Genomic DNA, 11,656 nt, shown 5'->3' on the forward strand with positions numbered 1-11,656 from the left:
CAATGACACAGAAAAAGCATCCTACACCACCGCAAATTTTGTCTAATGAAGTTGTCGCTAAGAGTCGACTGTTCACCGTTGAATCCCTTGAGCTGAAGTTCTCAAATAACGAGCAAAGGCAATACGAACGAATTCGTGGTGGTGGAAGAGGTGCCGTCATGATCGTGCCTGTAACGGCTGATAACGAGCTGTTATTGGTGCGAGAATATTGTGCTGGCACTAATGATTATCAACTGGGCTTTCCAAAAGGCTTAATTGATCCAGGTGAAACTCCCGAACAAGCAGCAAATCGTGAGCTTAAAGAAGAAGTAGGCTTTGGTGCTAACTATTTTGCCGCCCTTAAAAAAGTCAGCATGGCACCAAGTTACTTTAATGCCACTATGCATATTTTGTACGCCGAAGACCTCTACCCTGAAATCTTACCAGGTGATGAACCTGAGCCACTTGTTGTTGTGAAGTGGCCGATGAGTGATTGGCCGTCTTTATTGCAACAGGAGGACTTTACAGAAGCACGAAGTGTTGCAGCTTTGCTATTATTAACAAAGTACTTAGAGTCGGGAGCTACCAATGAGTAATTTTTTAGAGCCTTGCATTCGTCTAGCTGAACAAGCAGGTGATGCCATTATGGCTATTTATCAGCAAGATGATATTGGTGCCGAGCAAAAGTCCGATCATACGCCCGTAACTAAAGCTGATTTAGCATCAAATGAAGTATTGATGGCAGGATTAAAAGCGTTGGCGCCAGATATTCCTATTATGTCAGAGGAAACGCCAATCCCTGCACTTGCTGACAGAAAGCATTGGCAGCAATATTGGTTGCTAGATCCCATGGATGGTACGGGGGAGTTTATTTTAGAAAGTGGTGATTTTGCGGTTAATATCGCACTGATTGAAAATAATCGTCCAGTATTAGGTGTTATCCATTGGCCAGCGAAGCACGTTACTTATTTTGCAACTTATCAGCAAGGCGCGTTTAAGCGTGAAAATGGCCAAGATCAGAAAATTTCGGTTGCAACACCTGATAATTTAACTTTAGCAGTGAGTCGTCGACAAAAAATTGAAGCGGTAAGTCAGTATTTAAATACCCAATTCGCAACGGTCGCATTAGGCTCATGCTCATTAAAAGCGTGTATTATTGCAGAAGGTAAAGCGGATTGTTTTTTACGCATAGGGCCAACAGGTGAGTGGGATACAGGCGCATCTCAAGTGATTGTTGAAGAAGCGGGTGGCTGCATTACGGATGCTGAATTTAATCCTTTAACTTACAATCAACGAGAAAGCACAGAAAACCCAGATTTTATCGTTATGGGCCACCCTGATTGGGAGTGGCAAAAAATGATAAGTCCTCACCAACGAGCTTTTTAACAGCACTTTGTGTGCTTTTTGTTCGTTTGGTGGTGTTTTATTACTATAACTCTTGATTTCTAATCTTATTGCTATATGATAGCGCTCTCTTCGAAACAAGGCATCAATAACATGCTGTTGTTACTTAGAGATTACAGGCGTGGGATGGAGCAGAATGATAAATCATTCGTCGGACTCGCAAATACCTGAAGTCGAAGGTCGTCGGTTCAAATCCGGCTTCTGGGACTCTAAACATACAGGCGCGGGATGGAGCAGCCTGGTAGCTCGTCGGGCTCATAACCCGAAGGTCGTCGGTTCAAATCCGGCTCCCGCAACCACTTCTTAAATTAAGTGAGAAGTAAAACAAACTTAATATTCAGGCGCGGGATGGAGCAGCCTGGTAGCTCGTCGGGCTCATAACCCGAAGGTCGTCGGTTCAAATCCGGCTCCCGCAACCAATTTTCTTAATTGGCTGACTTCTTAAATTAAGTGAGAAGTAAAATAAACTTAATAATTTCAGGCGCGGGATGGAGCAGCCTGGTAGCTCGTCGGGCTCATAACCCGAAGGTCGTCGGTTCAAATCCGGCTCCCGCAACCAACTGAAATTAAAATTAATATGTAATACTAGACACGCTAAAGCGTGTTTTTTTATGCCTAAAATTCAGATTTATAGCCCAAAGGTCGTCGGTTCGCCCTCAAAGTTCACAGCTCCCGCAACCAACTGAAATTACATAATAGGCACGTGAAAGCGTGTTTTTTTACGCCTAAAATTCAGATTCATGACCCAAAGGTCGTCGGTTAGCTCTCAAAATTCACAGCTCCCGCAACCAACTGAAATTAAAATTAATATGTAATACTAGACACGCTAAAGCGTGTTTTTTATGCCTATAAAAAAGTGAAGATGCTCTTGAGGATCGAAAAAATCTTTTTATCTCATCATAATGTTTGTACTAATAGGCAATAATACGAAGTCATTGCCTATTAATAATATGGTTTCTTGCTTCAAAATAGTTCTCTTTATTAAACAGATTAATATTTTCCTTCTGCTACGTTTAGTGACTTGCATAATCTTCTCTTAAAAGATTGAAAAGTTTATGTTACAAGGTAGGTAAAATTACTTTTTAGTTACAAGTATGACTGAACTTTACCACTGGTTTGACTTAATTGGCGTGGCTGTATTTGCTGTATCAGGTACGCTGCTGGCCTATGATAAAAAAATGGATGGCTTTGGGGTTGTTGTACTTGCCACTGTAACGGCAATTGGTGGTGGTACGTTACGTGATTTAATCCTAGATGTTCCTGTTTTTTGGTTACATGATCAAAGCTATTTTTGGGCTATTTTATTTTCGGTATTTGTTACTACACGTTTAATTAATAAGCAGCGTTCGATTGAATTTAATACGCTACAGATAGCAGATGCATTTGGCCTAGCATTTTTTGCTGTTATGGGTGCTCAAAAAGCAATGTTGGCAGGTATGCCTGATACAACGGCTATTATAATGGGCGTTATTACAGGTTGCTTCGGCGGCATGATCCGTGATGTGCTCGCAGGTAATATGCCTATGCTATTAAAAGGTGAGTTATACGCAATTACCTGTATTGCAGGCGGAGTCGCTTATACGCTGGGTATTTCTTTTGGTTTTGTAACAGAGCTTGCGATGGTGATTGCAATGCTAGTGACGCTTGTTTTACGACTGGCGGCGATGAAATGGCGGCTAACGTTGCATATTTTTAAATATTCTGATTAAACTATAACTTAGGACTTGTTATAGGGACAGATTAAACGTGTCATTAGCTCGTATTTTTTCTCGTGCACAAATAGGCGTACAAGCACCTGAAGTTATAGTTGAAGTGCATTTAGGTAATGGTTTACCGGCTTTTCATATAGTTGGTCTACCCGAAACATCTGTGAAGGAAGCGAAAGATCGCGTAAGAAGCGCACTTGAAAACTCACAGTTTGGCTTTCCTGATCAGCGGATCACTGTTAATTTAGCGCCCGCAGACTTGCCTAAAGAGGGAGGGCGCTTTGATTTAGCCATCGCCGTAGGCATCTTGGTGGCATCAGGGCAGATTAGTTGTCCCGATATTCATCGTTATGAATTTTATGGTGAGCTTGCCTTAAATGGGGAAGTAAGAGGTGTGAATGCGATTTTGCCTTCCGTGCTCGGTGCTAAAGACAAAGGCCGTTGTTGCTTTCTTCCTGCCGATAATGACTCCTTGGCGAGTCTTGTTTCAGGGGTCGCACGAAAAGCAGTATATTCTATTCAGGATGTCTGGAACGATTTACTTAACCAGCAACCCCTTCCTTTGAATATTGAATACCCAGAGCAGGAATTAGATAGGGAATCTCTTCTCGATTTAAGCGATGTTAAAGGGCAACCAGGCGCGAAACGAGTATTAGAAATTGCAGCTGCTGGTGGGCATAATTTGCTATTTTTAGGCCCTCCAGGGACAGGTAAATCTATGCTCGCACAGCGTATGCCGACAATTATGCCTGCAATGTCTGACGATGAAGCGATTAGTACCGCAGCCCTCTATTCAATTATTGGTCAATCAGTCGATTTAGCGAATTGGCGGGAGCGTCCCTTTCGCAATCCTCATCATACGTGTTCAGCGGTCGCGCTTGTTGGTGGTTCGTCAAACCCAAAGCCAGGGGAAATTTCATTAGCCCACAATGGAGTGCTTTTCTTGGATGAGCTGCCTGAATTTGAGAGAAAAGTACTCGACTCATTGCGTGAACCTATGGAAACGGGCGTAGTAACGATATCAAGAGCTGCGAGGCAAATGGAGTTCCCTTCGCAATTTCAGTTGATTGCAGCCCTTAACCCAAGCCCAACAGGTAGCCACACAGATAAGCGAGCAACGCCTGATCAAGTGCTACGTTACTTATCTCGGGTGTCTGGGCCATTTATCGATCGTATTGATTTACAAATTGAGTTGCCAAGATTGACCAGTAGCCAACTACAAAGTATTGAAATAGAAGAAAGCAGTGAGCAAGTTCGCTCACGTGTTGAGCGTGCCTACGCAATTCAGCTTGAAAGACAAGGCAAAGTGAATGCGCGCTTGAATAATAAAGAAATGAATCGGTACTGTATTTTAGCACCTGCAGAACTTCAGTTTTTAGCTAAAGCCAGTGAAAAACTGGCTTTATCGCCTCGCTCTTATCATCGGGTGATTAAAGTGGCACGCACCATCAGCGATTTAAAAGCTCAGCCAAATATAACCTTAAGTGAACTAAAAGAAGCATTAAATTATCGGGCATTTGAGCGGCTAATTAGTCAGCTAACGCAACTCTAAAAGCTTAAATCGATAACATGTAACCTTTACCACGCACTGTAACAATACGCTTCTGATCCTTTTCATCACTTAATTTTTTACGTAGTCGACCAATCAATACATCGACGGTGCGATCACTAGGGCTCCAATCTGGTTGGCCAATCTCTTCTGAGATCTTTTCACGTGATGTTGCTTTACCTGCATTTGCAATTAAGCAAATAAGTACCTTGTGTTCAGCTTCTGTTAGGCGCGACTCTTCACCGTTAGGGGTAATCAAGGTTCGATTATCAGGGTGTAACTTGAAGTCGGCATATTCAATAAACTCTTCGCTTTCATCATCGTTTTGAGAGCTCTTGAGACGTTTGTGAAGTGCACGCATTCTAAGTTCGAGTTCAAGTAAGTCTACGGGCTTACATATGTAATCATCTGCACCTTGGGCAAGCCCTGCAATGCGATCGGCTTGAGAGTCTCTGCTTGATAGCATAATTACGCCAATTTCTGTGAGCGCATTGAGTTCTTTTGCTAATAGCAGACCATCACGTTTGGGCAGTACTATATCGATGATAGCTAAAGAGATTGCATTTTGTGAAGGGGCGCGAGATTGCACAATGCTCAGTGCATCGGCGCCTGTTGAGTCTACCTCAATCTCAAATTCAGTCTCTTTAAAATGGTTGAGAATACGTTTGACGAGTAGCTCATCATCTTCAACCAATAAAACTTGAATAGTCATTAGCTTCTATTTCACACTTGATTTGTTGTTATGTTAGCACTGTATGACAAAGAGTGAGAAGTGTAATGGATAGGTTTATAACTATTTCTTACAATTTAATTAGTTAGGTGTCGTAAAGTGAAAGAAAAGTTGAGTACTTTTGTAGTACTCAACTATATAAAAATCTACTTTTCAGCGTAAAGGTATTGCCACCATTGTGGCTGCTCTTTTAGATTTTTATCGAAATAAGCGAGCATGGTGTCCCACCAATCAAAGCGTTTGTCGCGTGCAAATATCTGATGGTCTGCGCCTTTGTACTCAATGAGTTCGACATCTTTTCCTAGTAACTTTAATGCCGTGTACATATTGTGACTTTCTCCAACCGGTACATTCGTATCCGAATCACCATGCAGTAATAATAATGGTGTGGTCACCTTGTCGGCATGAAAAACAGGACTATGTTGGCTGTAAAGGGTTGGATTATTCCAAGGGTAGCTATTTTTAGACGCCTCGTTAGAGTATAAGTACCCCCACCAGCCTTGGCCCCAATACGACGTAATATTAGAAATGCCAGCATGGGCGATTGAAGCACTAAACATATCTGTTTTGGTAGCCAGTAGCATAGTCATGAAGCCACCGTAGGACGCACCTAAGTTGCCAACACGTTTGCTATCTACGAAGTGATACTGGTTTAAAAACGCTTTTGTGCCATCGATGATATCGTTCGCGGTGTACTCACCCCATGCATTTACGTGTTTAGCTGATAACTCTTGGCCAAAGCCTGTTGCGCCCGTTGGTTGCACAACATAAACAACATAGCCATGCTCAGCCCACAAGTTAAATGGGTAGCGACCTGTAAAACCACGAGTAACAGGTGATGTACCGCCATAATAATAGACCAGTGCAGGGTACTTTTTGCTTTTATCTACGTTGTGCGGTAAGTAAACGCGGCCTTTAATTTCAATACCGTCTTTATTGGTAAAGTTAAACTCTTCAAGTGAGGCAATGGCAGTATCTTTATAGGCGATCGGTTTTGAATCCCATAATATTTTCGCGCGGCTTTTACCTAGGCTTAGTTGTTTCAATTGCTGAGGTGTTGAAGCTGTAGTGCCAGTGAGCAAAATGCTGGGATTACGTTCTTTTGAATAACTAAATTGCTCAACAACATCAAAGCCAGCGTTCACCTTATTAAAGCGCTTTTTACTGACATCATACTGGTAAAGTTGTACTGTATCTTGCTCTGTAACTTTTATAAGTGCATCACCATTTTCAAGTACATTGAGCTGGCCAATTGCAGGATTAAATTCTTTGCTTAACGCTGTGGCTTTTTTACCGTCCCGACTTAACAGGTAAAGTTGCCCATCGTAGTTATTAGCAAGCATGCCTTGTGGTAGGTTACGCCCTAAACCATTGTTAAAGTCAGGACCTGCCGTTACATAAATCCCCTCGTTTGTGTATTTAGCCTGATTAAAGGTTTTAAATTGGCCAAGTACATTCAGCGCTGATGTAGCTAGGTTTAATTCAACCAGCTCAGTTGCAGGCTCGGGTGATAGTTGCATAGCTTGTGCTGAGCGACTCATTAATATGCTGCCACGTTTGGCATCAAAGTCTTCAAGTGAGTGGCTAAGTGGGCCTTGGCTTACTATTTTGCTAAGACCTGTTGCGATATCGAGCAAATAGACTTGCGATGTCGTACGAGCATACGACCAGCGATCTTGTAGGCCTTGATAGTGCTTAGTGAGCTTACCATTATCTTCAGGTGATTTTGACCAGTTAAAGATCAAGCTGTTTGAGTCATAAAATTGAAAGCCGTTCGCTCCAGAGAGGTTTTTAGCGATGACACTCAGCTGCATGGTTTTTAGATTCAAGCGCTTAAGCTCACCATTTAATAGATACACTAAACGTTTGCTGTCAGGGCTCCAAGTTATACTACTTGGCTGAGCTGACTCGAAACGATACAAAGTATTGTTCTTGGCGTCTTTAAGCTCTGTAACATATTGAGCTTGATTGGCGGTGGCATCTTCGTAATGACGTTTGCTAGTGATGAAATAATCGCCATTGGGTGCCATTGACACAAAGTTAATTGTTGGCGCATCGAATAATTGCTTAGCCGATAAACCATGTTGCTGTTTAGCGCTAAATTGTAAAGCGTCTAGTTCAGATTTAGCTGTAAAATCAAGCTCAACCTGATTCCAGTTTGCGACTTGCTCCGTAATGATAACAATTTGATGATCGCCTTGGCTTAAGGCTAATTCATAGGCTTGATTTTTTTCTGTTTGTTTTTCGCCATCAATAAATAGCTGAGCGTTTTCAATGCCTTTTAAGGTCAATGTGCCTTGGCTGAATCGATCTGTTGAGGCTGTGAATTTAAGTGCTTGTAACCCACCAAGAGTTAACGCACTCACTTTGTCGAATGCTTGCCAGTCAACGTCATTACCAAACAAATGTATACTGTCACTGCTTGTTTGTAAGCTTGGCAATAAGTTTGCGATGATGGCATCGCGATGATCGGTTTGATACGGCTTAAGTTGCATATCTTCTGCAAGTGGGCCAATAAACTGAATGGCTGATTTGTCGATTGGGTCAGCCAAAGAGGTTGTGCTTAAGGCGCTGAGTACGAATGCACCAAGTGTTATTTTTAAATGGGTAGACTTATTCTGCCAAGTTCTTCTAAACGTCATAATTGAGCCTATAGTCGGTAATTTGAGCTAATATAGCACGCGCTAAAAAAGCCAAAAAGTGCTCTGCGTTAGAATGCAATCAGGGTTTGAGGTTAAGTCATACACTTGTTAAGGTGAGCAAGTTACCCCAAAGTGAGGATAGATAGTGACACTTTTACTTGTTTACATGGTCGTCGCCATTACGATTTCGTTTTTGTGCTCTGTGATGGAGGCGGTGTTATTAAGCATTACGCCCAGCTATGTTGCATTAATACGTAAACAACAGCCTCATTTGGCTAAACGTGTCTCTAAACTTAAAGATAATATAGATCAGCCGCTTGCCGCTATCTTAACTCTCAATACCATTGCGCATACCGCAGGTGCTGCGGGAGTTGGGGCTCAAGCAGCCGTGGTTTTTTCTGATGCCGCTGTGGGCGTTGCATCAGCTATTATGACGTTATTAGTGTTGGTGCTGTCTGAGATCATCCCTAAAACATTAGGCGCTAATTATTGGCGCGCTCTCACGCCTATTGTCAGCCTTGGCTTAGTTGGCTTGGTGTTTATGTTAAAACCCTTTGTGTGGTTTGCAGATATTCTTACTCGTTTCTTGGGTCGTAATTACGATGAGGCCTATTATATTCGTCAAGAAATTGAGGCTATGGCGGATATTGGAACGGAATCGGGAGCGCTTGGTCAGGATGAATCTGAAATAATAAGAAGCTTATTACACTTTCGCCACGCTAAGCTCGATACGATAATGACACCACGTACTGTATTGTTCAAAGTACATAAAGACTTAACCGTTAATCAGTACTTGTCTGAATATGGCTCTTCGTCATTTTCTCGTGTACTGGTGTATGATCAAAATGGCGATGACATTATTGGTTTTGTGCATAAGAACGATATTATGCTTGCTTACCACCGATTAGGTGAAGACTATAAAATCAGTAAGTTAGTAAAACCTATCTATACTGTGCCGGAAACATTACACGTGCCAACCCTGCTTGAAACACTGTTGACTGAACGCACTCATATTTGCCTAGTCGTGGATGAGTACGGGGATGTGCAGGGAATTGTCACGCTTGAAGATCTCATTGAAGCGTTGATGGGCCTCGAAATAGTTGATGAACATGATCAGTCAGCTAATATGCAGCATGTCGCCAAGCAGCGTTGGCGACAGCGCCTAGAAAGTAGCAATACGATTGTCAGTGATGATAAGCGTCAGCCTTAACGCCTATAGCCAGCTGCTGTTTTAACCATTTGCCGCCATGATAAAGACCAATTTAAAAAGTCGTCTTTGGATTTTGGTCGGCATAGTAAAAAACCTTGCATAAGAATAAACTCTTTATACCTATCAAGGTAATCAAGCTCTTCAACGCGCTCGATTCCCTCTGCAACAATCGATAAGTCCTCTTGTATAGCAATATTTACTAAACTACTGACGATAACTTGTGAAAATTGGTCGGTTTCAATATTGCTGATCAAGGTTCTATCTATTTTTATTTCAGTAAAGGGCAGCGTTTTTAGTTGCTGCACATTGGTAAAACCTGTACCAAAATCATCAAGGGATATGCCAAAGCCCCTCATGCGTAAGCGATTAAGCGTTTCTAACTGTGCCGCACTTCGTAAAGCATATTGTTCTGTTATTTCTAATATCACTTCACTGGGAGTGAGTTTATTAAGGTGTAGGATCAGGGCTAACTTATCAGGGCAGCTTAAGTCTTCTAACTGGGAAGGGGATAAATTAAATGCCAGTTTTAAGTTAGGGTCAAAATGCTCTTTTATCTCATTAAAGTCATTGGTTGCTTTTTCGAATAACTGAAAAGTGATGAGGTTAATGAGGTCTAAGTCTTCAGCAATGCAGATAAATCGATCAGGCAAGACGACTTCATCTTCTTTACTGGTGTTTATACGTGCCAATACCTCAATGCTTTCTACCCGATTATCATGGCGATTGATTTTGGGCTGATAGTAAGGAAGCACTTCATTGTGACTTATCGCATGCAAAAGCAACGACTCTGAAATAGGTGATTTTGTTCGTTCAATGTGAACAGAAAAATGCTCAAGCTTTTGCAGCAATAAATAAACCTGATTCAATTGTACAGGTTTTGAAATGTTGCCAATCAGGTGGGCGTTATGCTTACGTGCCAAATCTGCCGCTAAATCAATGACTTTTGGATCCATTTCAGAAATAATGGCTATCGCACCATTGTATTTCATTTCACCTAAGTGTCGAATAAGCTCCATACCATCCATATCTGGCATATTTAAATCTGTAAATACGGCATCAAAGTAATGGGGTGCTTTTTTGATTTTCTCCAACGCATCAGCTGCACTTAAGCAGGTTGTAATATTTGTTATCTCGAGCTCATTCAATATGGCTTGCATAACAATTAAAATTGCTTTGGAGTCATCTACTACAAGTATGTGTCGGTTTGATTTCACCTTATTCACTCCATGAATAAATTAATCTTCTTTAAAAGTAGTAGGAAAAAAGTAGTTCGTCATGTTTTATGCTGGTCAGTGATGAAAAAAAACGCTACTTTAGAAATATTGTCAGTAATCTGGAATTATGCTTTTTCTAAATGTAATAGCTTAATACAATAATAGCGTTTAAAATCATTATGATAACGATACAGCTAAGCCTAGCAGATGAAATTTTTACCGTGCACCTTAATGGTTCGCAATTAGTAGGACTTTTTCATCACCAACAAGCTATTGCCTTTGAGTCGCCCAAGCAGTATTTATATGAGTTTGACTTTCGAGGTGAGCGAGTCGGCTTAGATACGTGTAATGTTGATAACCGCTGCTTAGCTATTTACATAAATCAGCAGTTTGCTCACCGATTAGTGATACCCACGATGACACCGACCAAACCTAAAAGAAGCGTTATTGGCCTTGTCGCTTTAGCGTTTAAATTATTTAAAAGTGCAAAAGTTGTTAAAGCAGCACTTGCTGGAGCATCCGTAGCGGGTTATGCATGGCTATTCTCGATAGAGTTTGCGTTAATGCTAATAGGGTGCTTGGTTGTGCATGAATATGGGCATGTCAGAGCGATGAAGTATTTTGGTATAAAAACCAAAGGTATTTACTTAATTCCATTTGTCGGCGGGCTTGCTGTTTCAGACGATAAAATTACGACTCGTTGGCAAGATGTTGTTATCTCACTGATGGGGCCAGCATTTGGTTTGATCACATCAGTGCTTGGTGTGGTGCTTTATTACGCAACTGAGATGGAGATATTCGCGGGTGTAGCAGTATTAAGTGCATTGCTCAATCTCTTCAATTTATTACCAATTCTCCCTCTAGATGGAGGGCATGTGCTAAAAAGTATTAGTTTCTCAATGCGCTCGTGGATTGGCCTAACAATGTGTTTAGTGGGTGTGTTATTAGGCCTTTGGCTTAGCTACACTTTCGGACTGATGTTGTTAGTGTTTTTCTTGTTTATTGGTGCACTGGAAATACTTTTTGAGTGGCGTGAACGACATAATTCACATCTTGTACCATTAGATACTTATGGGCAAACCTTCTCGACTGTGATGTATGCGCTGGTGGTTGCAGGCCACGTAGCCGTAATGATGCACTTTGCTGATTCACAAAGCGCAATCTTAAGTCTGCCAATGAAAATCCTATCAAGTTAGTTTATAACGGAAGCCTGAGTCATGCT

The 11,656-nt window shown here is 41.6% G+C and carries 9 protein-coding genes and 3 tRNA genes; 9 read left to right on the top strand and 3 right to left on the bottom strand.

Annotated elements, in window-relative coordinates:
* Positions 1-2: 2 nt before the first annotated feature.
* The 7 genes from nudE (at position 3) to LY624_RS00770 (ending at position 4,641) form a co-directional block, all read left to right on the top strand.
* Positions 3-575, top strand: coding sequence for an ADP compounds hydrolase NudE (gene nudE, locus LY624_RS00740; RefSeq protein WP_237119889.1), 573 nt, complete (start codon positions 3-5; stop codon positions 573-575).
* A complete protein-coding gene (cysQ, locus tag LY624_RS00745; RefSeq protein WP_237119888.1) occupies positions 568-1,365 on the top strand; it encodes a 3'(2'),5'-bisphosphate nucleotidase CysQ in 798 nt (265 codons plus the stop codon). Before nudE ends, cysQ begins: the two co-directional genes overlap by 8 nt.
* Before the next feature lie 240 nt (positions 1,366-1,605).
* Positions 1,606-1,682, top strand: a tRNA-Met gene (locus LY624_RS00750).
* Positions 1,683-1,725: 43 nt separating this feature from the next.
* Positions 1,726-1,802, top strand: a tRNA-Met gene (locus tag LY624_RS00755).
* A gap of 63 nt (positions 1,803-1,865) precedes the next feature.
* Positions 1,866-1,942: transfer RNA gene (locus tag LY624_RS00760), tRNA-Met, on the top strand.
* A 535-nt stretch (positions 1,943-2,477) separates the two neighbouring features.
* Positions 2,478-3,092, top strand: a complete 615-nt coding sequence (locus LY624_RS00765; RefSeq protein ID WP_062568185.1) for a trimeric intracellular cation channel family protein — start codon at positions 2,478-2,480, stop codon at positions 3,090-3,092.
* Positions 3,093-3,129: 37 nt separating this feature from the next.
* A complete protein-coding gene (locus tag LY624_RS00770) occupies positions 3,130-4,641 on the top strand; it encodes a YifB family Mg chelatase-like AAA ATPase (RefSeq protein ID WP_341803650.1) in 1,512 nt (503 codons plus the stop codon).
* 4 nt (positions 4,642-4,645) lie between these two features.
* Here the strand turns inward: LY624_RS00770 and LY624_RS00775 are convergent, their stop codons facing one another.
* Both LY624_RS00775 and LY624_RS00780 read right to left on the bottom strand, forming a co-directional pair.
* Positions 4,646-5,350: a response regulator transcription factor gene (locus tag LY624_RS00775; RefSeq protein WP_130151457.1), complete on the bottom strand. Its 705-nt coding sequence runs from the start codon at positions 5,348-5,350 to the stop codon at positions 4,646-4,648.
* A 164-nt stretch (positions 5,351-5,514) separates the two neighbouring features.
* Positions 5,515-8,010, bottom strand: coding sequence for an alpha/beta hydrolase family protein (locus LY624_RS00780; RefSeq protein ID WP_341803651.1), 2,496 nt, complete (start codon positions 8,008-8,010; stop codon positions 5,515-5,517).
* A gap of 145 nt (positions 8,011-8,155) precedes the next feature.
* On the opposite strand from LY624_RS00780, the gene LY624_RS00785 reads away from it, so the two are divergent.
* Positions 8,156-9,220, top strand: coding sequence for a hemolysin family protein (locus LY624_RS00785; protein ID WP_130151459.1), 1,065 nt, complete (start codon positions 8,156-8,158; stop codon positions 9,218-9,220).
* Here the strand turns inward: LY624_RS00785 and LY624_RS00790 are convergent.
* Positions 9,217-10,377, bottom strand: a complete 1,161-nt coding sequence (locus LY624_RS00790) for an EAL domain-containing response regulator (RefSeq protein ID WP_237119900.1) — start codon at positions 10,375-10,377, stop codon at positions 9,217-9,219. The genes LY624_RS00785 and LY624_RS00790 overlap by 4 nt on opposite strands.
* A 239-nt stretch (positions 10,378-10,616) precedes the next feature.
* On the opposite strand from LY624_RS00790, the gene LY624_RS00795 reads away from it, so the two are divergent.
* Entirely contained in the window at positions 10,617-11,630 is a 1,014-nt protein-coding gene (locus LY624_RS00795) for a metalloprotease (protein WP_371354398.1), read from the top strand.
* Positions 11,631-11,656: the final 26 nt, after the last annotated feature.

The organism is Pseudoalteromonas sp. N1230-9, assembly GCF_032716425.1.
GTDB lineage: Bacteria > Pseudomonadota > Gammaproteobacteria > Enterobacterales > Alteromonadaceae > Pseudoalteromonas.

Coding starts and splice junctions, on each gene's coding strand:
- LY624_RS00790 (WP_237119900.1), bottom strand. CDS start 10,377: ATGCAAGCCATATTGAATGAGCTCGAGATAACAAATATTACAACCTGC.
- cysQ (WP_237119888.1), top strand. CDS start 568: ATGAGTAATTTTTTAGAGCCTTGCATTCGTCTAGCTGAACAAGCAGGT.
- nudE (WP_237119889.1), top strand. CDS start 3: ATGACACAGAAAAAGCATCCTACACCACCGCAAATTTTGTCTAATGAA.
- LY624_RS00775 (WP_130151457.1), bottom strand. CDS start 5,350: ATGACTATTCAAGTTTTATTGGTTGAAGATGATGAGCTACTCGTCAAA.
- LY624_RS00780 (WP_341803651.1), bottom strand. CDS start 8,010: ATGACGTTTAGAAGAACTTGGCAGAATAAGTCTACCCATTTAAAAATA.
- LY624_RS00765 (WP_062568185.1), top strand. CDS start 2,478: ATGACTGAACTTTACCACTGGTTTGACTTAATTGGCGTGGCTGTATTT.